This is a genomic window from Streptomyces sp. CA-181903 (genome assembly GCF_050937075.1).
GTDB lineage: Bacteria > Actinomycetota > Actinomycetes > Streptomycetales > Streptomycetaceae > Streptomyces.
Genome location: NZ_JBNJLY010000001.1, coordinates 6,008,344 through 6,032,837, shown reverse-complemented (window position 1 = coordinate 6,032,837; position 24,494 = coordinate 6,008,344). Strand labels below are relative to the sequence as shown.

16 protein-coding genes are annotated in these 24,494 nt (G+C 73.3%); 10 read left to right on the top strand and 6 right to left on the bottom strand.

Annotated features, from left to right (window positions below; genetic code table 11):
- The first annotated feature begins 293 nt into the window (after positions 1-293).
- Together ACQEVS_RS26855 and ACQEVS_RS26850 are read left to right on the top strand one after the other, a co-directional pair.
- On the top strand, positions 294-1,706 hold the full coding sequence (locus tag ACQEVS_RS26855) for a phenylacetate--CoA ligase family protein (protein WP_433024331.1): 1,413 nt from the start codon (positions 294-296) through the stop codon (positions 1,704-1,706).
- The gene (locus ACQEVS_RS26850) at positions 1,703-2,617 is read left to right on the top strand and encodes a hypothetical protein (protein ID WP_433024329.1); all 915 of its coding nucleotides are present in this window, start codon (positions 1,703-1,705) and stop codon (positions 2,615-2,617) included. The genes ACQEVS_RS26855 and ACQEVS_RS26850 overlap by 4 nt, the downstream gene beginning before the upstream one ends.
- A 163-nt stretch (positions 2,618-2,780) precedes the next feature.
- On the opposite strand, the gene ACQEVS_RS26845 is transcribed toward ACQEVS_RS26850, so the two are convergent.
- Entirely contained in the window at positions 2,781-3,086 is a 306-nt protein-coding gene (locus tag ACQEVS_RS26845) for a helix-turn-helix domain-containing protein (protein ID WP_433027928.1), read from the bottom strand.
- 122 nt (positions 3,087-3,208) lie between these two features.
- Complete coding sequence (locus tag ACQEVS_RS26840; RefSeq protein WP_433027925.1) at positions 3,209-3,478, bottom strand: thiamine-binding protein; 270 nt, start codon at positions 3,476-3,478, stop codon at positions 3,209-3,211.
- Between the two features lie 439 nt (positions 3,479-3,917).
- On the opposite strand from ACQEVS_RS26840, the gene ACQEVS_RS26835 reads away from it, so the two are divergent.
- Together ACQEVS_RS26835 and ACQEVS_RS26830 are read left to right on the top strand one after the other, a co-directional pair.
- A complete protein-coding gene (locus tag ACQEVS_RS26835; RefSeq protein WP_433024327.1) occupies positions 3,918-4,580 on the top strand; it encodes a transposase in 663 nt (220 codons plus the stop codon).
- A gap of 118 nt (positions 4,581-4,698) precedes the next feature.
- Positions 4,699-8,571: a type I polyketide synthase gene (locus ACQEVS_RS26830; protein WP_433024325.1), complete on the top strand. Its 3,873-nt coding sequence runs from the start codon at positions 4,699-4,701 to the stop codon at positions 8,569-8,571.
- 155 nt (positions 8,572-8,726) lie between these two features.
- On the opposite strand, the gene ACQEVS_RS26825 is transcribed toward ACQEVS_RS26830, so the two are convergent.
- The 3 genes from ACQEVS_RS26825 to ACQEVS_RS26815 all read right to left on the bottom strand — a co-directional run bounded on the left by ACQEVS_RS26825 (position 8,727) and on the right by ACQEVS_RS26815 (position 11,912).
- On the bottom strand, positions 8,727-10,205 hold the full coding sequence (locus ACQEVS_RS26825; RefSeq protein ID WP_433024323.1) for a helix-turn-helix domain-containing protein: 1,479 nt from the start codon (positions 10,203-10,205) through the stop codon (positions 8,727-8,729).
- A gap of 207 nt (positions 10,206-10,412) precedes the next feature.
- The gene (locus tag ACQEVS_RS26820) at positions 10,413-11,387 is read right to left on the bottom strand and encodes a hypothetical protein (RefSeq protein ID WP_433024321.1); all 975 of its coding nucleotides are present in this window, start codon (positions 11,385-11,387) and stop codon (positions 10,413-10,415) included.
- Between the two features lie 21 nt (positions 11,388-11,408).
- The gene (locus tag ACQEVS_RS26815) at positions 11,409-11,912 is read right to left on the bottom strand and encodes a hypothetical protein (RefSeq protein WP_433024319.1); all 504 of its coding nucleotides are present in this window, start codon (positions 11,910-11,912) and stop codon (positions 11,409-11,411) included.
- A gap of 789 nt (positions 11,913-12,701) precedes the next feature.
- Between ACQEVS_RS26815 and ACQEVS_RS26810 the strand changes: the two genes are divergently transcribed.
- The 5 genes from ACQEVS_RS26810 to ACQEVS_RS26790 all read left to right on the top strand — a co-directional run bounded on the left by ACQEVS_RS26810 (position 12,702) and on the right by ACQEVS_RS26790 (position 21,356).
- Positions 12,702-16,832, top strand: a complete 4,131-nt coding sequence (locus tag ACQEVS_RS26810) for an SGNH/GDSL hydrolase family protein (protein WP_433024317.1) — start codon at positions 12,702-12,704, stop codon at positions 16,830-16,832.
- Between the two features lie 142 nt (positions 16,833-16,974).
- Complete coding sequence (locus ACQEVS_RS26805) at positions 16,975-17,757, top strand: TIM barrel protein (RefSeq protein ID WP_433024315.1); 783 nt, start codon at positions 16,975-16,977, stop codon at positions 17,755-17,757.
- Positions 17,758-17,904: 147 nt separating this feature from the next.
- On the top strand, positions 17,905-18,777 hold the full coding sequence (locus tag ACQEVS_RS26800) for a 2-hydroxy-3-oxopropionate reductase (protein ID WP_433024313.1): 873 nt from the start codon (positions 17,905-17,907) through the stop codon (positions 18,775-18,777).
- A complete protein-coding gene (gene gcl / locus ACQEVS_RS26795; RefSeq protein ID WP_433024311.1) occupies positions 18,774-20,510 on the top strand; it encodes a glyoxylate carboligase in 1,737 nt (578 codons plus the stop codon). The genes ACQEVS_RS26800 and gcl overlap by 4 nt, the downstream gene beginning before the upstream one ends.
- 147 nt (positions 20,511-20,657) lie before the next feature.
- A complete protein-coding gene (locus ACQEVS_RS26790) occupies positions 20,658-21,356 on the top strand; it encodes a hypothetical protein (protein ID WP_433024309.1) in 699 nt (232 codons plus the stop codon).
- A 751-nt stretch (positions 21,357-22,107) separates the two neighbouring features.
- Here the strand turns inward: ACQEVS_RS26790 and ACQEVS_RS26785 are convergent.
- Positions 22,108-22,959, bottom strand: a complete 852-nt coding sequence (locus ACQEVS_RS26785; RefSeq protein WP_433027922.1) for a LysR family transcriptional regulator — start codon at positions 22,957-22,959, stop codon at positions 22,108-22,110.
- 330 nt (positions 22,960-23,289) lie between these two features.
- Between ACQEVS_RS26785 and ACQEVS_RS26780 the strand changes: the two genes are divergently transcribed.
- Positions 23,290-24,333: an NADP-dependent oxidoreductase gene (locus tag ACQEVS_RS26780; RefSeq protein WP_433024307.1), complete on the top strand. Its 1,044-nt coding sequence runs from the start codon at positions 23,290-23,292 to the stop codon at positions 24,331-24,333.
- Positions 24,334-24,494 lie beyond the last annotated feature (161 nt).

Sequence of the window (24,494 nt, the reverse complement as noted above, 5' to 3'; positions counted from 1 at the left end):
TCCGTTGAGTGGACCCGATCATTGCCCGTGCGAGGTGGCCGCGCCACTGTGTCTCTCGTCAAGGGACGGAACGCCGGCACTCCCGCGGGAGTCGGGCCGACGTCCACGCACAGCGAACAGGGGAGGCACCAATGAGCGCCATCAAGACGAGCGCGAAGCAGTTCAAGTACGTCATCGGTGCGATGACGGCTGTCTTCTTCGGCACCTGCTCGGCCAGCTGACGTGAACCCCGGGGTGGGGGCGGCGAGCCGCCCCCACCCCTTCGTCCTGTTCGAGGTGCGAGGGAGGCATCAGTGCTGGAGACGGCTGTCCGGCAGGTGCGGGTGGCCACGGCCATGGTGTTCGGCCGGCGGCTGAACGTACGGGCCGTGGAGCGGCTGGTCGCCGACGCGCTCGTCACGCTGGAGGAGTTCGGCTCGCTCGGCGACGACGTCGACGAACTGGCCGACGGACCGTTCACCGATCCGGCCGAGCGCCGTGACCTGCAGAACCGGGCGCTCCAGCGCACGGTGCGCAGGCTCGCCGCACGCTCGCCCTTCTACCGGGAACGGCTCGCCGGAGTGGACCCGGCCGGGATCACGACCGAGACCCTCACCCGCGTCCCGGTGACCCGCAAGGCCGACCTGATCGCCCGCCCCGCCGACTTCCTCTGCGGCGATCCGTACCTGGTGACGCAGACCACCGGCACCACCGGGGCACCGGTGCAGATCTGGCTCTCGCGCTACGAGATGGAGCTGTGGCCCGCCCTGATCGCGCTGTCCCTGGTGCTCCGCGGCGACCTCGGTCCCGGCGACCGGATGCAGATCAACCTCAGCTCGCGGGCGACCGCCGCCGTACAGGAGGACGTCGAGGTGTGCCGCCTCGCCAACGCCGCCTGTCACGTCGTGGGACAGGTCCCGCCCGAGGAGTCCGTCGAGCACCTGCTCGGCCGCTCCGGCCCCCGGCCGACGGTGCTCACCGGCAATCCCAGCTACCTCGCCCGCATGGTGCGCGTCGCCCGCGAACGCGGTTACGGGCCTCAGGACTTCGGGCTGCGCGCGGTCTACGCGGGAGGGGAGATGCTGTCCCGCAACCTGGCGGCCGCCTTCCGCGAGACCTTCGGCGCGCGCACCGTCGGCGACTCCTTCGGGATGACCGAGCTGCTGCCCGTCAGCGGCCGCACCTGTACCCACCACCACCTGCACCTCGACCCCAACATGGGGTACACGGAGGTCCTCGACCTGGAGACGGGCGAGCCCGCCGGGCCCGGCCGCCTCGGCGAGCTGACGGTCACCCCGTACTTCCCCTACCGCGAATGCATGCCCGTCCTGCGGTACAACACCGGCGACCTGGTCCGCACTCTGGACGGCGAGCCCACCTGCGAACTCGCCTCGGTCCCCGCCGTGTCCCACATCCTCGGCAAGGCCGGACGGCTGTACCGCACCGCCGACGCCGTCGTCACCCCGCGCGACATCGTGGAGGCCCTGGACGGCACCCCCGGCCTGCCGTGGCCGCTGCGCCACCGGGCCGAGGTCACCGCCCGGGGCCGGCTGCACGTGGAGGTCGTCTCCAAGGAACTCGGCCCGGCCGACGTGACCGAACGGCTGCGGGCCGAGGGCATCGACGCCGACGCCACCGTCCTGCCGCTGGACGACGCGGAAGCGGCGCTGCGCTTCCCGCTCCGCTGCGACCTGCTGGAGCACACCTTCACCCGGAGCCACGCATGACGGTCTTCTTCCAACTCGCGGTCGGCTGCGCCCTGGCGCTCGCGGTGTGCGTCGGCGCCGTCGGCTACTTCCGCACCGTCCGCACCGCCCGGCCGCCGATCGGCGTCTTCAACGGCGCCGACATCTTCGTGATGATGGGCTTCGTCCTGGCGCTGCCGTACCTCTACCTGGCGCTGCCCGGCGCGGTCCTGCCGGTGGTGCTCGCGCTGGCCTTCGCGGGCGGGCTGTCCGTCGGCTACCAGCCCGTCATCGGCGACGGAAGGCTGCGCTGGACGCTGATCGCCACGCTGATCGCGGCCGTGCTCGGCGCCCACCTCGCCTTCGGCGACACCGCCGCGCCGTACTGGATCGCCAACAGCTGCGTCGTCGGCCTGGTCGTCGTCTCCGCCACCAACATCAACGTCCAGGGCGGGATGCGGCTGAAGAACGTCGCGTGGTTCCTGCTCGCGCTCACCGCCTACGACGCGTTCTTCGCCTGGGTCGTCCCCCTGACCGAGGAACTCTCCGACGCGATCCAGGGCTACCCCTTCGCCCCCGCGGCCGGGCTGCGCATCGGGGACCTCGGCGCCGTGCTCGGCATGGGCGACCTGCTGGCCTACGCCCTCTTCACCACCGCCGCCTACAAGGCGTACGGGAAGGCGGGGCTGCGCACCGGCATCGTGCTGGTCGTGCTCTTCGGCGCCGTGGCCCCGGTGGCCGCCCTGCACATCGTCGGCGCGGTCACCGGGCACGCCGCGGCGCTGATCCCCGCCCAGGTGTTCTTCGGCCCGGCCTCCTTCGCCGGCCACCTGCTCTTGCGCCGCCGGGGCCCGGAACGGCGGATGGCCGAACTCGCGTTCCGCCGCGACCGGATCGGAGCCCCGAGGGCGGCGGCCGGTCCGCACCGCGCCCTGGGCGAGGCGGCGCAATGACACGGGTGCGGGGGACGGACGGGGCCGGTGTCGCGGCCGTCCCGACGGCCCGGGTCCGCGGGTGGCGGGCGGCGGCGCGGCTTCTCGGCTGACGCCGGGACGGCAGGCACGTGCGTGCGTGCGTGCGTGCGTGCGAGGCGCGGTCGGCCGGCCGGCCGCTCGGCTACTCCGTCCGGTTCAGGTAGTTGTAGATGGTGAACCGGCTGACCCCCAGCGCCGCCGCGACCTTTTCCACCCCGTGGCGGAGGGTGAAGGCGCCGCGGGATTCCAGGTTGCGGACGATGGACTGCTTGGTTTTGCGGTCGAGTTGCGCCAGGGGGGCGCCGTGGCGGCGTTCGAGGTCTGTGAGGATGCGGTCGAGGGAGTCGGCGAGGTGGGGGAGGCGGACGGCGAGGACCTCGTGGCCCTCCCAGCTGAGGACCACGTCGTCCGGTAGGGCCTCGGCCGGGTCGAGGAGGAGGCCGCCCATCGCCTCCACGAGGGGGGCCACGGCGGCGCGGAAGCGGTCGGCTTCCGGGTGGGAGGGGTCCGGGGAGGAGCCCGGGGCAGGGTTTGGGGCGGGGTTCGCGGAAGAGTTCGGGGAAGGGTTCGTCACGGGCCGGTCCTCGGGGTGCCGTCGGGCGCGTCCAGGACGTTCACCTGGAGCGAGACGCGCGTCGCGCCCGCGCCTATCGAGCGGCGCAGCAGCTCGCCCACGGCGGCGAGGACCGCTTCCGCCCCGCCCTCGGCCGTGTTGCCGAAGGGCCCGACGTCCACGTGGTCGAGGCCGGCGGCCTGGACCACGTCCCGGGCCACGACGGCGTGCGAGGGCGGGCGGTCGAGGTCGAACGGCTCCGTGGTGAATTCCACTCTCAGTCGCACCATGCCGCCACGGTATCCGGCCCGGCGTCTCACTTGGCCGCCGTCCAAGTTCGTACGTTCGGAAGAGGGTTCACTCTGCGTCGGCGGCGCCCGGCCGCCTCTGCCACGCTCGGTGACGGGGTCGGACGACGGGGCGCGCGAGTTCCTCGGCAATTTTCCCGACATCGCAGGCCGGCGTGCCACCAAGTGAGACATGAAAAACATTTGGTGACGTGGATCACATTGCCGCTTCTGTGGCGGTACATCCATCATTGTGTTGGCCAACGATTTAAGGGCGCTCTTTCGGGATCTCGGGCCACACGTCCCGAATGCCCCGCTGGCAGAACGGCAGTTGCCGAAAGGAACCGGCCCGGTCCCCACCGCCGAGGCACCGGCCGAAGAACGACGCGCACCCCCCGTTTCCCCTACCGCGTGCACACGTGATTACGGAGGCAACGAAGTGAGCTCACCCGCGTTATCCACCCGCCCGTCGGCCCCGGACTTCCGTAACCCCCTCGCCCTCTCCCTGCCCGCGCCCGCGCCGACCGTCCTCACCGGACGCCTCGTCCCGGACGACCTCTGGCACCTGGCGAAGGAGGCGATACCGCCCACACCGAAACGGCCGCAGGGTGGCGGGCAGCGCCGGGCCGACGACCGCGAGGTGCTGGCCGCCATCGTGTTCGTGGCGGGTTCCGGCTGCAGTTGGCGCCGGCTGCCCCCCGTGTTCGGCGCCTCCTGGCAGACCGTGCACCGCCGTTTCACCGAATGGAGCGCCGCGGGGCTCTGGGACCTGCTGTGCGCCGCCGCCGAACACCGCGCCGCCGGCGCCCGCGGCGACTGGACGCTCACCGTCTGCCGCCGCATCCGCGCCCGCGCCGCCGCGTCCTCCGGGTCATCGGGCTCGGCGGACTTGCCCGGCTCAGCGGACTTGTCCGGCTCAGCGAGCCCGTCCGGCTCGTCCGGCTCATTCAGCTCCTCCGGCTCATTCAGTTTGTCCGGCTCATCCGGCTCGTTGGTCTCCCCCGCCGTCCCGGCCGTCCGCCCCGTCGGCGCGCCGCCGCCGGACGCCCTCCGGCGCGTGCCGATCGCCGTCGCCGCCACAGCCCCCGCCACGGCCCGCTGAGCCCTTCCCCTCCCTCGGGCCGAGCCACCACCCCCTCGCCGGAAACACCTGTGCCGTTTCCGGCCACTCCCCCGGTTCCTCCCACCCTTTTCGCTTCCAAACGAACGGAATGACGCGCATGCTTCAGCAGCGAGAATCGGTCGCGCTCATCGGAATCGGCTGCCGGTTCCCCGGCGGCATCGACTCCCCGGAATCGTTCTGGAATTTCCTCTCCGGCGGCAAGGTGTCCGTCGAACCCACCCCCGAGGACCGCTGGCGCCCCTACACGAAGATCAGCCCGGAGTTCTCCGAGGCTTTGCGCCGCGCGGACCGGCCGGGCAACTTCATAGGCGACGTCGACGGTTTCGACGCCGAGTTCTTCGGAATCACGCCGCGCGAGGCGGAGTTCATGGACCCGCAGCAGCGCCTCGTCCTCGAAGTGGCGTGGGAGGCGCTGGAGCACGCCGGCATGGCGCCGCGCTCGGTGGCGGGCTCCGACGCCGGCGTCTACATCGGCACCTGCTCCGACGACTACGGGCGGCGGCTGCTGGAGGACCTGCCCCGGATCGAGCCGTGGACGGGCATCGGCGCCCAGCTGACCGGCATCGCCAACCGCGTCTCGCACGTCCTCGACCTGCACGGCCCCAGCTTCGTCCTGGACTCGGCCTGCTCGGCGTCGCTGGTGGCGGTGCACCTGGCCTGCCAGTCGCTGCTCACCGGCGAGACGTCCCTCGCCCTGGCCGGCGGCGTCAACATCATCCTGTCGCCCGCGTACACCCTCACCCTGGAGGCGGCCGGCGCCCTCTCCCCCGACGGCCGCAGCAAGCCGTTCGACGCCGAGGGCGACGGCTACGGGCGCGCCGAGGGCTGCGGTGTCCTGGTGCTCAAGCGGCTGGCGGACGCCGAGCGGGACGGCGACCGGATCCTCGCCGTGATCCGCGGCTCGGCCGTCGCCCAGGACGGCGCGACCAACGGCATCATGGCGCCCAACCCCGACGCCCAGCGCGACCTGCTCCGCCTCGCCTGGCGGCAGGCGGGCCTGGACCCGGCCACCGCCGGCTACATCGAGGCGCACGGCACCGGCACCCGGCTCGGCGACCCGGTCGAGGCGTCCGGCCTGCACGCCGTGTTCGGCAGCGGGCGGCCGGACGGCAAGCCGTGCTGGATCGGCTCGGTGAAGTCCAACATCGGCCACGCCGAACCCGCTTCGGGCGTCGCCGGGATCATCAAGGCCACGCTGATGCTGCGCGAGGCGGAGCTGGCGGCGACGGTCCTGACCAGCGAGCCGAGCCCCGACATCCCCTGGGACGACTGGGGGCTGCGGCTGGTCACCGAGCACCAGCCGTGGCCGAAGGGCGACACCCCGCGCCGGGCCGGCGTCTCCGGGTACGGGTACGGCGGCACCATCGGGCACATCGTCCTGGAGGAGGCGCCCGCCGCCGCCGAGGAACCCGTCGCCGAGCCGGACGACGCCGTCCGCGCCTACCCCCTCTCGTACCGCTCCCGCGCCGGGATCACCGCCTACGCCGCCCGCCTCGCCGACTGGCTGGAGCAGCACCCGGGCACCCCGCTCTCCGCCGTGGGCCACACCCTCGCCACCCGCCGCAGTCACCTGGAGCACCGGGCGACCGTGGTCGCCGACGGGCGCGCCGAACTCGTCTCGCGGCTCCGCGAGTTGGCGGCCGATGAGGCCGGCGAGCAGCAACTCGACGGCGTCGTCACCGGTGCCGTACGACCCGGGGGCGCGACGGACGCCGGAACGGTATGGGTGTTCTCGGGCCATGGCTCGCACTGGGCAGGGATGGGCGCGGAACTGCTGTCCGAGCGCCCCGAGTTCGCGGCCGCCATCGACGCGCTGGAGCCCGTGTTCCGGGAGGAGCTGGGCTTCTCGGCCCGGCAGGCCCTGGTGGACGGCGACTTCGACTCCGTCGACCGCGCCCAGTCCATGATCTTCGCGATGCAGGTGGGCCTCGCCGAGGTGTGGCGGGCGCACGGACACCGGCCGTCGGCCGTGATCGGGCACTCGGTCGGCGAGATCGCCGCGGCCGTGGTGGCCGGGGCGCTGAGCCTGGAGGACGGCGCCCGGCTCAGCGGCCGGCGGTCGGCGCTGCTGCGCCGGGTGGCGGGCAAGGGCGCGATGGCCATGGTCGGCCTGCCCTTCGACGAGGTGGCGGCGCGGCTGTCCGGCAATGAGCGGATCTCCGCCGCCATCGCGTCGTCGCCCCTCTCCTCGGTGGTCTCCGGCGATGCCGAAGCCGTGGCGGAGCTGGTCCGCGACTGGCAGGCCGAGGGCCTGCCGGTACGGAACGTCAACTCCGACGTCGCCTTCCACAGCCGGCACATGCTGGAGCTCACGGACGGCCTGCGCGACGCCCTCCAGGAGCTGGCCCCGCGCACCCCCGAGGTCCCGCTCTACACCACGGCCCTCGCGGACCCCCGCTCCGACGCCCCGCACGACGCCGCGTACTGGGTGGCCAACCTGCGGGAACCGGTCCGGCTCGCGCAGGCGGTGACCGCGGCCCTCGAGGACGGGTACCGCCGCTTCCTGGAGGTCTCGCCGCACCCGGTCGTCTCCCACTCGATCGGCGAGACGCTGGCCCACCTGGACGTCACCGGCGCGCACATCGGGCACAGCCTCCGCCGCGACAAGCCCGAAGTGCGGACGCTGCTCGGCCAGTTGGGCGGGCTGCACGCCCACGGCGCCGAGATCGACTGGTCGCCGCACCACCCGGCCGCACCCCCGGCGGAGCTGCCTCCGGTCGTCTGGCAGCACCGCAGGCACTGGCTCGACGCCGTCCTGCCGGCCGCCGCGGTCGTCTCCCACCAGCACGACATCAGCGGCCACACCCTCCTCGGCGCCCCCGTGGACCTCGCCACCACCAACGGCACCGCGCTGCGGGTGTGGAACACCGTCCTGGACGAGGCCAGCCGCCCCTTCCCCGGCGGGCACTCCCTGCACGGCGCCTCGATCGTCCCCGCCTCGTCGATCATCCACACCTTCCTGGAGGCCGCTCCGGGCGTCGGCGGCAGCAAGGCGCTGTTCGACCTCTCGCTGCGCTTCCCCATCGCCCTCGCCTCGGTACGCGAGGTGCAGGTGGTACGGGAGGGGCTGGAACTGCGGCTCAGCACCCGGGCCGTGGGCGCCAAGGGCGGTCCCGGCAACTGGCTGACGCACACGTCCGGTTCGACCCTGGCCGACAGCGCCGTACCGTTCCCGGACGCCTTCCTGACCGTACGGGCCCCGGAGGACCTGGAGACCGCCGATCCGTCGGTGGTGATCGGCCGGCTGGAGGCGATCGGCGTCGAGGGCATCGCCTGGCCGTGGGAGGTGCGCGAACTCCTCAAGGGCGAGAACGTGCTGCGGGCCGTGATCCACGCCCCCGCCGTACCCGGTGACCAGGTCACCTGGGCGCCGCTGCTGGACGCGGCCCTCGGCGTCGTCCCCGTCATCTACGGCGGGCCGCCCACCGTCCGGATGCCCGCCCACATTCGTGAGGTACGCGTGGTGGGCGAGGCGCCCGAGACCGGTGTGGTGGACATCCGGCTCGTGGACCCGGAGACGGACACCGTCGACATCGTCATCAGCGACGAGAGCGGGCGGCTGTGCGCCTGGCTGCCGGGGACGCGGTTCGGCGCCCTGCGCTCGGAGGCGCCCGCCGGGCGTACGGCGGAGGCGGAGGCCGCGCCGTCCGCCGAGGCGGGCGACGCGGAGACCGTCGACTGGCGCTCGCTGCCCGCCGACGTCCTGGCCGCCCGCGTCGACGAGGAGGTCTGCGGGCGCCTGGCCCGCGAGATGAAGATCCCGGCGGCGGAACTGGACCGCGACCGGCCGCTGACCGACCTGGGCCTGGACTCCGTGATGTCGATGGTCGTCTGCGGCCGGTTGGAGAAGCTGCTGGGGATCCGGCTGCCCGTGACGGTGCTGTGGAACCACCCGACGGCGGGCGGTCTCGCGGCGTACGTGGCCGAGCAGTTGGGCACGGTGGAGGAGGCGGAGGAGGTGGCGGCGTAGGACCTTCGCCCTCTTGGTGACACGGCCGGCCCGTGTGCGACTCGCGTCGCGCGCGGGCCGGCCGGCGTGCGCCCCGCTCGTGCGTCCCGTTCGTGCGTCCCGTTCGTGCGCCCCGACGTAGGCCGACTGTCCGCCCTCCGCCCGCACGACGCCGTTCAGCCGCCGTCCGCGAGCGTCACCGCGCGCCGCGCCAGCCACAGGTCGTACCGCACGCTGGGGGAGCGGAGCAGCGACCGCCCGAGGACCGCCTCGACGCGTGCGAGCCGTTTGCGGGTGGCGGTGGTGGAGAGGGAGAGGGCGGTGGCGGTCGGGCCGAGCCGGCCGTCGTTGCACAGGTAGACGGTCAGGGTGCGGTCGAGTCCGTCCGCGGCGGGCCTCGTCCGGATCGGGCGGAGCTGCTGGTGGGCCCAGGTCACCGCGGCCGGGCGCGTCAGGAGGTCGTCGAGCGAGTGCGCGGTCCCGGTGCTCCGGTGGTCGGGCGGCAGGGCGTCCGCGCGGAGGGCGAGGGACAGGAGGGACTGGTCGGCCAGCCGGTCGAGGTCCAGGTCCAGCAGTTCCCCGATGTGCTTGAGGCGGGCGGACAGCGTGTTCCGGTGGATTTTCAGGTGGGCGGTCGCCTGGGAGGAGAAGGCCAGCCAGGACGCCGCCGTCGCCACCAGGACCCCGCCGTCGGGGTCCTGGGAGCGTTTCGCCGCGTAGCCGCGCAGGGGTGCCAGCACCTCCCGCGCCCAGGTCGCCGCCGCCGCTCCGAGGGCGAGCGCCAGGTCCGGCCGGCCGGCGAACCGGGCGTGCCGGGCGGGCTGCTCGCGGGCCGCCGCGAGGGCGTGGAACGCCTGCGCGTAGCCGGTGGCGGTGTCGCGCAGCGGCAGTTCCTCGCTCGCGCCCACCAGGCAGTCGTCCCGGAGCGCGGTGAAGGTCTCCTCCAGCGCCGGGCCGGCGGCCGGTGCGATCACCAGGACGTGGTCCGTGTAGACCGGGCACCGGACGACCCAGGCGTCCTCGGCCGCCTCGGCGCAGCGGGCCGCGAGGTCGTCGCGTTCCCGGGGCGGGCATTCGACGACGTAGAAGCGGATCACCGAGGGCAGCTGCGGGGACAGCGCGCCGGCGACCTGCCGCGCGGTCGTGACCTGGCCGCTCATCAGCAGGTGCAGTACGGCTTCCCGGTTGCGGCCCTCGGCGCGGACGAGCCGTCGGCGCAGCAGTTCGGCGTGCTCGGCGCGCCAGCACAGGCTCAGGACCGACGCGGCGTCGGCGAGCAGCGCGGACAGCCCGGCCGGCACCGGCCGGGGGGCGACCGCGGCGAGGACCGGCGGGCGGGTGCCGCGCGGGCCGTCCAGGGGGACGAGCAGCACGGTGTGGCCGTCGCCGTCGATGGCCATGGAGCGGAGGCTTCTGGCGGTGAGTTCGTCCAGGCCGCGCCGGATGAGCTCGGCGGCTCCGCCGGCCGGCCCGTCGGCCGGCACCGCGGCCCCGGCGGCGATCAGCCGGACCCAGGCGCCGGTCCGGTCGGCCAGCCAGCGCAGGAGCGACCGGGTGCCGTCCTTGCGCGCCGCGCGCTGCATGGCCAGCACGTCATCGGCGCGCTGTGCGCGCCGGAGCGTCCCCTCGCCACCGGCCATCACCTGCATGTCCATGCCACCCCCCGGCGGCAAAGGGTACAGGGAGAGCCGAATCGAGATCACTACGAGTTTTCCGGATGCGCCGTCAGGACATTCCCCACATTCGGGCCTTGGCACGCGCCGTCAGGACATCCTCCGCACCCGACCTTGGGACGCGCCGTCAGGACATCCTCCGCACCCGGCCTTGGGACGCACCCCCAGTACGCCCGCTCGGACTCATCCTCACGATCCCCCGCCCACGACCTGCCGGGCGGCCGCGAGGGTACGGTCCAGGGCGCGCCGTTCGCCGGCGAGGGCGGCCTTCTCCCGTATGACGACGTCGTTCTGGAGGCGGGTCTCGGCGGCGTGCCAGACCTCGGCCACACTATGGGCCTCGCGGCAGTCGAGGTCGGCGACGGCGGTGTCGATCTCCTTGCGGGTGACGCCCCGGGGGCCGGGGTGGAAGGCGGGGTCGTCGTTGGCCTCCATGGGCGCGCCGTAGCGGAAGCCGCGTTCGCGCATACAGGCGGACCATTGGGCGAAGGCCCGCTTGACGTCGGGTTCCTTCATGGACCGGGGGTAGGAGGCGGTCATGAGCCGGGCCACGAACGGGGACACCCCCTGGTTCGTCGTGCCCAGCGCGCGCTGGGCCTCGCCGCCGCACCCGCCGTCGGGCACGGGCTTGCCGGCGACCACGCCCTTCCGCGCCTCCGTGCCGACGGCGGCCAGCACATCGGCGGGCAGGTGCGTGCCCGACACGACGACGGGGGTGTCCCGGGCCGGGCGGGGAAGCCTGGCCCGGGCGCGCAGCGCGGCGTCGTAGCGGGCCTGCTGGGCGTCGTCGACCTGGTAGCCGCGGCGGACGGTGAGGCCGCGGTCGTGGATGCCGTAGCGCCAGTCCATGACGTTCTTCGGCCCGAGCGGCGGCAGTTCGGGCTCGGGGGTGAGGGTGATGCCGTAGCGGCGGGCGCACTGCCGGGTGAGGGTCTCCTGCGCCCGGCTGATGGTGCGCGCCTGTGCTTCGGTGGGCAGGTAGCGCATCAGCGGCAGGGACCAGGTGGCGGGGTCGTCCGCCGCCCGGCGGTCGGCGGATCCGGGGACGGCGGCGGGGGCCGCGGGGGCCACCGCGGGCCCGTGGTACGTGCCGGAGCAGCCGGCCAGGACGGACAGGATCAGGGCCGTGACGGCGGGCAGGGCGCTGCGGTGACGCGGTCGCATGGTCGGTACCGGACGCCGTCGTCAGCAGGCTTCGAAGTCGATGGACTTGTTGTTGTTGTACGTGGCGGAGAGGTTCATGCCGTTGTTGGGGGCGATCCGGTCGCTGGCGCCCCGGTACCAGGAGTTGTAGAAGACGGTGGCGCAGTAGCCGCGGTACCAGTTGTAGGCCGACGCGGAGTTGTTGCCCACGACCTGGCCCGCGCCCTTGCCCTTGTCGCAGTACCGCAGCGGCACGTCTCCGGCGTCGCCGCCGACGTGCATCACGGTCAGGTCGTGCATCGGGTGGCCGATGTTGGTCCAGGCGCCGCCGTAGCCGGAGTTGAAGTAGAAGCGGAAGCGGAACTCCTCCGACTGGTCGGCGCACCGCTCGGGGTTCTGGTAGGTGGTGTAGTCGTAGTCGCTCCTGCCGGTGGGGTTGCCCTCGGCGCCGGCGGTGCCGATGCCGCCGAGGGTGGCGGCGGTGAGCAGGCCGGCGAGCGTCATCGAGCGGAGCCGGTGGCGGCGTGCGGCGGTGGAGACGAGCATGCGGGTTTCTCCTCGTCGGGAAAGTCGCGGAAAGTCACGGTCAGTCGAGGCAAGGCGGGGGACGTCGAAGGACGCCCGGCGAGGCGTCGGTTGCCGGTGTGCACGGTGTGACCACGGACCACGGACCGCGCGACCGCGCGACCGCCGACCGCCGACCGCCGACCGCCGACCGCCGACCGCCGACCGCCGACCGGAAAGCTACGACACCGGCCCGGCGGCACCCAGGTTCCGAACGCACAGTGAAGCCGCGGTTCCGGTGCCTCGGCGCACAGTGAGCGGCGGCGCCGCCGTACGGGCCGGACGCCGCCCCGTCCACCCCCGCCCCGGAACTCCCGCGTCGCTGTGCGGGACCGCACCGGAACCGCCGGTTCACTGTGCATTCGGAACCTAGGTGTCTCCCGGGCGGTGCCCTAGCTTTCTGAACGGCGGTCGGCCGGGGAGGCGGACCCCCTTCGGCCATGGACCGCGAGGGGAACTCCGCCGTCGGGGGCGGTGGGCGGCGCTCGAGGCGCCGTCGACGACCGCTCGTCCGCGCGGGGCGGGGGCTGTCGGAACCGGCCGCCGCCCCGCGCGCTCCCGACGCCGCCCGCTCTCCGGCGCCACCGCCGAACCACCCACCGACCGCCCGCCCTTGGGGACGTGGCGGGTCGACCCGTGCCCCGGCGCGGAACACCACCCCACGAGAAACAGGAAGCCCTTTTGAGATCCAGCGTGAGATCCGGCTCGAGATCCGGCTTGAGGCCCGGCTCGGGACCCGGACGACGAACCCGCGCGCCCCTGGCCGCGGTCATGGCCTGCGCCGCCCTGCTCGGCGGACTCGTCCAGGCGGCGCCCGCCGTCGCGGCGCCGCAGGCGGCCTCCGGCCCCGGCGGCGGCACCCCCGCCGAACCGGCGCCGCCCGGGCGCGTCACTAACCCCGACAGCACCCTCGGCAAGGACTGGAAGAGCAGCGGGGACCGGGCCGTGACCGCGGCCGCCGACACCGGCGGGCTGAGGATCCTGGTCGCCGACAGCGGCGAGGCGTACGAGTGGAGGGCCGCCGCCGTCCTCGCCGAGCCGGGCCTGTCCCAGGACACCTGGATCGGCAACCAGTGCGTCATGGACCCGGACCACGTCGCCGCCGTCTACGCGCCGCGCACCTTCACCAACAAGCCCGACCTGATGCAGGGCGGCGCGTTCGCCGCGATCGTCGACGTCACGACCGGCGCGGTGAAGAAGCTGCCGTTCACCGTCTCCCTCGCCTCGTTCGACCCGTCCTGCAACACGCAGACGCGCACGGCCGCGTTCACCGCCTTCCGTGACATGAACGATCCGCGCAGGACGCGGACCCGGGTGGTGACCGTCGACGCGTCCGGGAAGTCCGTGGGCGAGGCGGCCGCGCAGGGCGAGTTCACCGGTGCCGTCCCGGTCGAGGACGGGGCCGTGGCCGCGAGCGGACGCGACCTGGTGCACCTCGACCGCTCGGGAAAGGTCAAGCGCCTCGCCACCGGCGACAGCGTCCCGTTCGACATCCGCCCCGCGAAGGGCGGGAGGATCGGCTTCGTCGACCGCAAGGACGCCCGGACCGCGCGGGCGAAGGTGTGGCACGGGAACGGCGAGCCGGCCGTGGTCGCCTCCGGGAAGCTCGGGGACATCGGGCTCGCACAGGGCGACGAGGGCCGGGTGTTCCTCACCGGCAGCCCCAAGGGCGCCCCGAAGGTGGCGGGAACCGGTGTCACCCGGATCGACGCCCCCGCGGGCAAGGACGTCTCGACCCGCGGCCGCCTCGCCGTCGACCCGGTGCTCACTCCCGGCGTCCGTGCCGGACTGACCCGCATCAAGGACGCGGGCAAGGGGTTCACCAAGGCGGAGCCCGATCCCGGGCGGAGCACCGCGCGGTCCCCCGAGTCCTCGGCCGCGGCGGCACCGCTGACGGTCACCAGCACGGCCACCGCCACCGGGAAGAAGCTCAGCCAGACGGTCGCCGACGCGACGGTGCCGGGCGGTAAGTCCCCGGGCGGCAAGACCCCGTCCCCCGCCCTTCCCGCACGCGACGGCGCGTCCGCCGAGGGCAAGGCCACCACCGGCAAGCCCGCCCGGCGGTCGCTCACGGCCGGGGACGACCCCGACCCGGCGACGGACCCCCGGGACACCGACCGCGTCTGCGCCGTCTCCCGCAACGACATCGGCGCGCGGGCGCTGCAGCCGACGCCCAACCAGGTCGAGTGGGCCGTCGACATGGCCGTCCGCGGCCAACTGCGCGGCAAGTACCTCCGCCAGGGCGGATACCGCGACCAGGCCGGGCTGGGCACGATCGACCCGCAGGGCCTGTTCCCGCCCCCGACGCTGAACGGCGGCGGGCGCATCCCGGCCAACGTGATGCTCGGCATCATGGCGCAGGAGTCCAACCTGTGGCAGGCCGAGGGCGGTGCGATCCCCGGCCAGATGGGCAACCCGCTCGCGGCCGTGGACGGCTACTACGGCCACAAGATCGTCAAGGACGACCCGGCCTCCTACTGGCAGATCCACTGGGACAAGTCCGACTGCGGGTACGGCGTGGGGCAGGTCACCGACGGCATGCGCCTCGCGGGCTTCGAGAAGGACAAGGAGAAGAGCCTTTCCCCGGCCCTGCAGAAGCTCGTCGCGATCGACTACGCCACCAACGTCGCGGCCTCGATGAAGATCCTCGCCGACAAGTGGAACGAGGTGCACACCGACGGGCAGAAGATCACCGTCAACAACGACGACCCGTCCCGGGTGGAGAACTGGTTCACCGCGGTCTGGAACTACAACCTCGGCTTCAACCCGCCGTCGGAGGCGGGCAAGAACGGCGGGCACTGGGGGCTGGGCTGGTACAACAACCCGGCCAACCCGCTCTACGCCAAGAGCTGGGGCCACCCGTTCATGGACACCGACGTGGACGGCTCCTCGGCCGTCAAGGACGCCGCCCACCCGCAGGACTGGCCGTACGAGGAGAAGGTGATGGGCTGGGCCGCCTGGTCCATCGACACCGGCTTCTCCTACACCTCCGACGGCCGTCAGCAGAGGGCGGGCGAATCCCAGTTCTCCACGGCCGGCTACCGGCCCGCGTGGTGGAAGAAGCCCGAATACCGCAGCCGGGTCACCCCGCCGCTGGAGGCGTTCTGCAACTCCACCAACGGGTGTGACCCGAACGTCCCGCCGAAGTGCCCCGACGAGGCTTGCTACCGGCAGTTCTGGTGGAACCAGCCCAATGTGACGTGGAAGCCCGACTGTGCCGACACGTGCGGTATCGAGTCCATCAAGTACGAGTCGCTGGTCCCGGAGCCCGGAAGTGGCCGCGATCTGCAGTACGGCACCCCGGTGTGCACCGGCGCCATGCCGGACGCGAAGGTCGTGGCGGCGGTCCCTGACGGGACGGAGACCTGGACCAAGTGTGGCAAGGTCAAGTCGGCGGGCACCTTCCAGTTCCGCTTCAACGGCAGCCCCGGCGACGGCGTCGGCCATCAGTACGGGGACCGGAAGAACTACCAGGGCAAGGCGGACCTGCATTCGGACAGCAGCGGCTACGTCGGGCACTCCTGGTACGCGCACACCCGCAACGCGGCCCACGGCGGCGGCAACGACGGCCCGCTGACCATCACCGGCGTCTGGAGCCTCCAGCAGAAGCTCGGCTGGGCCCGGGTCCGCGTCTATCTCCCCGACACGGGCGCGCAGACGAAGCACGCGCTTTACACCGTCCTCAACACCGACAGCACCAGCCCCGACCGGTACGTGGCGCAGCGCGCCGGCCGCTGGGTGAGCCTGGGCGTGTTCCACTTCACCGGACAGCCGATGGTGGCGCTCTCGAACGCCACCAAGGACGGCACGGCCGACGAGGACATCGCCTGGGACACGATCGAGTTCCAGGAACTCCCGCGCAAGCCCCAGGACTCGGTCGTCGCGATGGGCGACTCGTTCTCCTCGGGCGAGGGAGCGTCGGACGGCGACGCGGACTACTACCCCGAGTCCAACTACCGCAACAACGACCCGAAGCAGCGCGACGCCTGCCACCGGTCCCGCAAGGCGTGGTCACGCCAGGCGACGCTGCCCTGGACGACGAAGAGCGTCGGCGACCTGGACGACTCGCAGGACCCGAACATGGACTACCACCTGATCGCGTGCTCGGGCGCCCGCACCTACAACGTGCGGCATGACGGCGTGTACAACTCGGACGGCGGCGAGATGCCGCAGATGGACAAGGGGTACCTGGACAACAACACGACCCTGGTCACGATCTCCATCGGCGGGAACGACTCGCGGTTCGCCTACATCGTCGAGGAGTGCATGAAGGCGGTCGGCGACGGCAACTGCAAGGGCAAGGAGTTCGGCAAGCTCGACAGGGACGACAAGGCGAACAAGGACCTCAGCCCCCAGGACAAGGACTACATCGGCAGCCGGGACGCGGAATTCCTGGGGAAGCCCATGGAGGAGGCGGTGCCGGGCATCATCGACCGGATCGTCCGTCCGGACATCGAGAAGACCCTGCTGGAGATCCATGACAGGGCTCCGAACGCGAAGATCGTCCTCATGGGGTACCCCCCGCTGTTCTCCGACAACGGCTCGTGCCTGAACAAGGGCATCCCCGGCCTGCCCGGGATCGGCCTTTCCGAGGCGTCCGCCGCCTGGCTCAACAGCGTCGCCCCCACTCTGACGGCGGCGATGAAGAAGGCGACCACCGACGCGGTCAACCAGGGCGCCCAGGTGGTGTTCTCCGACCCGACGGAGGACTTCGCGGGCAAGGCGGTGTGCGGCGATCCGGAGCAGATCCACGCCGTCGTCACGAAGCTCACGAAATCCGACAAGCCGGTGGTGCCCGGGGTACCCGTGGGGCTGTCCGCCCAGTCCTTCCACCCGAAGATCGGGGGCGCCCGCCTGTACGCGGATGCCCTTGAGAAGTCGTTGCAGAGCAAGCAGCCGTAACGGCCGCTGACGGTACCGCCGCGGGGCAGCCCTCCCTTACGGGGGCTGCCCCGCGGCTTCTTGACAGGCCGACGAGAATCCGGCACCTTCGTTTCCGTCAAGTGGATTCTATATTCCACGATACGAAAGCAGGTGTTGCCTCATGGCGGCTCCCGACGAGCGGCGCCCCGCCGCCAACCTCTCCCTCCTCTACGGCGGCCTCCCGCTCCTGGAACGCCCCGCCGCCGCGGCCGCCGCCGGGTTCACCGCCGTCGAGCTCTGGTGGCCGTGGCCGGACGAGCCGTGCCCGCCGCGCTCCGAACTCCAAGCACTTCGAGCCGCGTTGACGTCGGCCGGCACCCGGCTCGTGGGGCTCAACTTCTACGCGGGCCGGCTGCCCGGACCCGACCGGGGGGCGCTGTCCCTGCCCGGCCCGGAGTCGGAGCGGTTCCGCGCCAACATCGACGTCGCCGCCGACTTCGCCGGGTCGCTGGGCTGTACGGGCCTCAACGCCCTCTACGGCAACCGCCTGCCGGACACGGACCCGGCCGCTCAGGACGCGCTCGCCCTGGACAACCTCGTCCTCGCGGCGCGCGCGGCGCACCGGGTCGGTGCGGATCTGCTGATCGAGGCGCTCAACTCCACCGAATCTCCGGACTATCCGCTCGTGACGGCCGAAGCGGCCATCGCCGTCGTGGAGCGGGTCAATGCCGTGACCGGGCTGGGGAACGCGAAGTTCCTGATGGATCTGTACCACTTGGCGATGGGCGGTGCGGATCTGGACGCCGTCATCGACCGGTACGGGGGCTCGGCCGGGCATGTGCAGTTCGCGGACTGGCCGGGGCGGGGGGCGCCTGGGACGGGGCGCTTGGATTTCGACGCGCTGGTCGCGCGGCTTCGCAAGGCGGGTTACGGCGGCTGGGTCGCGCTGGAGCACCGACCGTAGGGGTTCGCCCCGGCCGCGCCCCTGGGTTCAGCCCATCCGGCGTCTGAGGACACCGCGCGGAGCGCGGTTCCGGGGTCCGGGGCGCAGCCCCGGGAATCGGCGAAGGGGCGGGACCGGGGCACATCCCACAACCGAAGGGAACCACACGTGCGCATCGCCTGGATCGGCCTCGGAATCATGGGCTCCCCCATGGCCCACAACCTCCTCAAAGCTCACCACCCCCTCACCGCTCACACCCTCGAACAGCACAAACTCGACCACCTCGCCGCCCACGGCGGCACCCCCGCCTCCTCCGTCGCGGAGGCCGTCCGGGACGCCGACGTCGTCATCACCATGCTCCCGGCGGACGCCGAGGTGACGGCCGTCGCCCTCGGCGAGGACGGCGTCTTCGAACACGCCCGCCCCGGAGCACTGTTCATCGACATGTCGACGGTGACGCCGAGCACGGCCGTCACCCTGGCCCGGGAAGGCGCCGACCGTGGCCTGCGCGTCCTGGACGCCCCCGTGTCCGGCGGGGAAGCGGGCGCCGTCGAGGGCACTCTGTCGATCATGGCCGGCGGGGAGCGCGCGGACTTCGAGGCGGCGCGGCCGCTGTTCGACGTCCTCGGGTCGACGGCCGCGCTGTGCGGGCCGCACGGCGCGGGCCAGACCGTCAAGGCGGCGAACCAGCTGATCGTCGCGGCGACGCTGCAAGCCTGCGCCGAGGCCGTCGTCTTCCTCGAACGGTCCGGAGTGGAGCCGGCCGTCGCGCTGGACGTGCTGAACGGCGGGCTCGCCGGCTCGGCCGTCCTCGACCGGAAGAGGCACGCCTTCCTCACCCGGGACTTCACCCCCGGCTTCCGGATCGACCTGCACCACAAGGACATGGGGATCGTCACCGCCGCCGCCCGGGAGGCGGGCGTCGCCCTCCCGCTGTGCGGGCTGGTCGCCCAACTGGTCGCGGCGGTACGTGCACAGGGCGACGGCGGGCTCGACCACTCGGCCCTGCTGCGCGGTGTGGAGAGGATGTCGGCGTCATGAGCGGAATCACCGTGCCCAGGATCCCCGCGATGCGCGCGGTGGTGCACATCCTCAAGGACGAGGGCGTCGACATCGTCTTCGGCTGCCCCGGCGCCGCCATCCTCCCGCTGTACCAGGCGCTGGAGGCGGACGGCGGCGTCGAGCACCTCGTCGTCCGGCACGAGGAGGCCGCGGCGCACATGGCCGACGGCTGGGCCCGCACCAACGGGCGGGTCGGCGTGGCCCTGGCGACCTCGGGCCCGGGCGCCACCAACCTGGTCACCGGCCTCTACACGGCGCACGCGGACTCGGTCCCGATGGTCTGCGTCACCGGCCAGGCGGTCTCCGGCAAGCTGCACCAGGAGGCGTTCCAGGCGGTGGACATCGTGGCGGTGGCCCGGCCGGTCACCAAGTGGGCCGTGCAGGTCAAGGAGGCGGCGCAGTTGCCGTGGGTGTTCCGCGAGGCGTTCCGCACGGCCCGCGAGGGCCGGCCGGGGCCGGTGCTCGTCGACATCCCGCTGGACGTGGCCCGGCACGAGATCGCGTACGCGCCCGGGACCGACGCCCGGCTGCCCGTCCGCCCCTGCCCGCCGCACGGGCCGTCCGTCGAGGCCGCCCTCGATCTGCTGCTCGCGGCGGAACGGCCGCTCGTGCTGGCCGGCGGCGGGGTCGTCACCGCGGGCGCGGCAGCGGAACTGCGGGCGCTGGTCGAGGAGCTGCGGCTGCCGTTCCAGGTGACGCTGATGGGCAAGGGCGTCATCGAGGACGACCACGAGCTCAACATGGGCACCACCGGCATCCAGACGTCCCAGCGGTACGCCAACGCCTCGTTCCTGGAGGCCGACTTCGTGCTCGCCGTCGGCGCCCGCTTCGGCGACCGCCACACCGGCGCCGACCTCTCCGTCTACCGGGGGACGCGCACGTTCGTGCAGGTGGACGTCGAGCCGACCCAGCTGGGGCGGGTGGTCGCGCCGGAGCTGGGGATCGTCTCCGACGCGCGCGCCTTCCTCGCCGCGCTCCTGGCCGCCGTCCGGGCCCGGCCCGCCCGGCCGCGCATCGGGCCCTGGCGGGCCCGGTGCGCCGAGCTGAAGCGGACCCTCGTCCGCCGCGAGGACTTCGACACCGTGCCCGTCAAGGCGCCCCGGGTCTACAAGGAGATCAACGAGGTCTTCGGGGCGGACACGTACTTCGTCACCGCCATCGGCCTCTACCAGATCTGGGGCGGCCAGCACCAGAAGGCTCACCGGCCCCGCCATTACCAGGTCTGCGGGCAGGCCGGACCGCTCGGCTGGGAGGTGCCGGCCGCGATCGGCGTCAAGAAGGCGCTGGAGGGCATGGGCCGGGGCGGTACGGAAGTCGTGGGCGTCGTGGGGGACTACGGGTTCCAGTACACGGTCGAGGAACTGGCGGTGGCCGCACAGTACGCCATCCCCTTCGTACTGATCATGCTCAACAACGAGTACCTGGGCCTCATCCGACAGGCGTCCCTCCCCTACGCCATGAACTACCAGGTCGACATCCATTACGACGAGACGGGCACGGACAACGTCAAGATCATGGAGGCGTACGGCTGTTCAGGACGGCGGGTCGTCCGGCCCGGCGACATCCGGCCCGCCATCGAGTGGGCGCGCGAGAAAGCCGTCGCCACCTCGCGTCCCGTACTGGTCGAGATCATGATCGAGCGGGAGGCCAACACCCCGCACGGCACCGACATCGACGCCGTCCGCGAGTACGAGCCGCTGCCCGCCCCCTAAACCCCCGGACGGTGGCGTCCCAACCGCCGGGTCGCGCCGCGGCGCCGCCGTCCGGGTCCCCGCTTCGGCCATTCGCGCCCCCCGCGGCGTCCGCTTCGTGGACTATGGAGTGCCTCAGTCCTACGGACCCGTTCGCTGGAGCCGACCATGGCCAAGAGCGTTCCGGTGCACTGCCCGACGTGCGGCCGGGAGCACCCGTTCACTCCGCCCACCTATCCCTGCGCCTGCGGCGCTCCCCTCACCCTGCCCGTGTCCCCCGCCTCCGTTCCGCGCCCGGTCGTCCACCGCACCTGGCGCAACGGCTGGGTCGCCGTCCGCTGCGGGGGCTGCGGGCGCCAGGGCCAGTGGCCCAGACCGGAGTTCGACTGCTCGTGCGGGGCCGTGGTCCAGCTCTCCGTGGAGTCCGCCGCGCCGGCCGGCGGCGCCGAGGGGCGCGCCGGGGCCCGGCGCACTGCCCGGCCGGACTTCCGGCCCGTCGCCATCCGCACCGAGCGCGACGCCGTCACCGCCGCCCAGCGCTACCTGCGCTGGCTCGGCTTCGCCCGGGTCCGGCGGCCGGACCGGCCGTCGGGGCCGACGGGGACGGGCCTGATCGACCTGCTCGCCAACGGCATCGTCGTACGGGTCGACCCCACGACCCTGCCCACCACCACGCGGGACGTCGAGTGCCTCTGGCTGCACGCCATGGCCGAGGACGCGACCGGGGTCTGCTTCTCGCTCGCCGGCTACACGACCGAGGCCCGCTCCCGGGCGGACGACTGCCGGCTCCCGCTGTTCGTCATGGACCTCACGGGCGCGCCGCGCGCGCTCAACGCCTGTGCGGAGGAGCTGGTCCGCCGGCGCTGATTCCGTCATCGGGTCGGGACGCTCGCCCGGCCCGGCCGTGCTCGCCCCGAGGGGTGCGGCGGTGATGCGCCGCGGTCAGCCCTGCTGCCCGGCCGGTTTCCGCAGGGCCATGACGCTGCCGACCGTCTCGGCGGCCTCCTGCTTCCACGCCTCCAGGGCGTCCTTCCCCGAGTTCACGACACCGTCGAAGAAGCCGGCCCCGGCGGCAGGCGAACCGCCGGCGGCGGACGGCGCGGCGCCCCGCGCGGGGCGGAGAGCACACCCAGGAACGCGGCGGCACGGAGGGTCATTACGGCGAAGCTGCGCATGAAGTACCTCTAATCCGCTCATCGGGCGAGACACCTCACGACTGCCCTGGGCTCTGCGGCCCCATGCCGCTCGTCACCCTCACGAGGTGGCCGGGGAGGCGCCGAAACGTTCTCCCGATCGGGAGTTCGGGCCGTCGGCACGCTCGGACGCTGGTCCTCGCGCCGAGCCTCCTCGGTGGCCGGGAGCCGCCGGGGAGCCTCCGGGATCCGCCAGGAGCCAATGGGAACGGCAGGTAGCCGCCGGAGGCCGCCGATAGCCGCCGGTGGCTGCCTGGCCCGGCGAAACGATCCGTCCGGCATTTCGCCCTCCCGCGGAGAGATCGCCGGGCATGTCGGCGCATGCGGAGCGGACGCGGTACGGGCGTGGCGCGGACGCTACGGGACGCGACGCCGGCGCGCTCGGGCGCGCGGCACCGGTGGGCGCACACCCCGCGCACCCCCGCTCACGCCCTCAGCGCGCGGATCAGCTCGCGGACCGCCGCGCCGCCCGCCGACTCCGGGGTCGTGACGTAACCGACGCTCCGCCGCGGGCCCGTCGGGCCCAGGTCCACGACGGTGACGCCGGCGGGCGCCATGGCCAGGGCGAGGGACGGCATGATGGCCATGCCGAGGCCCTGGGCGACCATCGAGAGGACGACGCTGTCGTCCTCCGCGTTGATCGTGGCGGGCGGGATCCAGTCCTGCCCGGCCCACCAGTCCCGGGTGTACGAGCCGCAGTTCTCGGCCCAGTCGACCAACGGCAGGGAGCGCGGCGCCGGATGGCCGGCCGGGTGGACGAGGGAGTACGGCTCGGTGATCAGCGGTGCCGCCACCAGGCCGGGCGGCAGCGGCCGCGTACCGTCCAGGGTGGCGATGCCCAGGTCGGCACGGCCGTCGGCGACTTCACCTGCCGTACCGCGGCCGATCTCCCGCACGATGCGCACTTCCGGCGCGAGCCCCGGGTGCCGTGCCGCGAGCCGGGCCAGCGCGGCGGGCAGCAACTGGGCGGCCGCACTGCGGAACGCGGCGATCCGCAGCGGACCGGCGAGCCCTTCGGGGCCCGGCCCGCGGGTCTCGGCGCCCATGGTCTCCACCAGCCGCAGGATGCGCCGGGCCCGGGCCACGGCCCGTGTCCCGGCCTCCGTGGGGCGGGCGCCGTGCCGGCCGCGGTCGAAGAGGACGGCGCCGAGCTTGCGTTCACAGGTGCGCACGGCGTGCGAGACCGCGGACTGGGTGAGACCCAGCCGGGCACCGGCGGCGGTGAAGCTGCCCGCCGCGTCCACGGCGGCGAGGACGCGGAGCTCGGGGAAGGTGATCTCGGGGAGCGGCCCGGGGGACGCGGTTGCGGAGGACCCGGATCCGGAGGAAGTGGTCCCGGGGAGCGTCCCAGGGGACGCGGTTGCGGAGGGGCCAGTTCCGGAGGAGGTGGTCCCGGGGAGCGTTCCAGAGGAGGCGGATCCGGAGGGAGCGAGGCCGGAGGGGGCGGTTCCGGAGAGGGCGAGGCCGGAGGGGACGGTTCCGGAGGGGGCGGTCTCGTTGCGCGGCACCCGAGGGAATCTACGTCCATGAACCGGATTCATGGAAGCCCCTGAACCATCGACACCCGGGGCTGGGTCCCACGCCCCGCCCCGGCCTACGGTCCTCCCATGACCAGCACAGTCCTGACCAGCGCCGCCCCCGCCACTGCCCCGCGCGGCACTCTCCGCGCCGTCCACCAGACCGCCCGTCCGCAGGGCATGCCGACCGCCGCCCACTTCGCCTTCGTCGAGGAGCCGCTGCCCGCGGTGCCGCCCGGGGCGGCGCTGGTGGAGAACCTCCTGCTGTCCGTCGATCCGTACATGCGGGAGGCAATGGACTCCGACTGGGAGCTGAACGCGCCGCTGGAGGGCCGGTCGGTCGGTCGGGTGGTGGAGTCCCGCGACCCCGGTCTGGCCGTCGGCGACCTGGTCTTCCACCGTGCGGGCTGGCGGACGCACGCGGTGGTGAGCACGGCGGAGGGCGCCCGGGCGCTGCCCCACCACGAGGGCGTGCCGGTGAGCGCCTGGCTCGGGCTGCTGGGCGGGACGGGCCTCAGCGCGTACGTCGGGCTGACGCGGGTGGCGAAGGTGCGGCCCGGGGACACCGTGTTCATCTCCGCGGCGGCCGGCGGGGTGGGCAGCACCGCGGGGCAACTGGCCCGGCTGCTGGGCGCGGGCCGGGTGATCGGCAGCGCGGGCTCGGCCGCCAAGGTCGCGCACCTCGTGGACGACCTCGGGTTCGACGCCGCCTTCGACTACCACGACGGGCCGGTGGCCGAGCAGTTGGCGAAGGCGGCCCCGGACGGCATCGACGTCTACCTGGACAACGTCGGGGGCGACCACCTGGAGGCGGCCATCGCCTCGATGCGCCCGCACGGACGGATCGCGTGGTGCGGGGCGGTGGCCCAGTACAACAGCGCGGAGCCGCCGCCCGCGCCCCGCAACCTCTACGACATCGTCGAGAAGAGCATCCGTCTGGAGGGCTTCCTGGTCCGCGAGCACGGGGACGCGCAGGCGGAGTGGGAGGAGTTCCTCGTCCCGCACATCGCGGCCGGGCGGGTGGTGCGGGACGAGACGGTGGTGGAGGGGTTCGACCGGGTGGTGGAAGCGTTCCTGGGCATGCTGGCCGGCCGGAACACGGGCAAGATGCTCGTGCGGACGGCTGCCGCATAAGGGTGCCCCGGTCCCTCCCTTTCACCGTTTCTGCAGGGGCTGCGCCCCCGCCCCCGAAGCGCCCTTCGGGCGCTGTCCTCAAACGCCGGACGGGCTGACTGATCAGCCCGTCCGGCGTTTGAGGACAACCGCGCGGAGCCCGGTTTCAGGGAGTCCGGAGT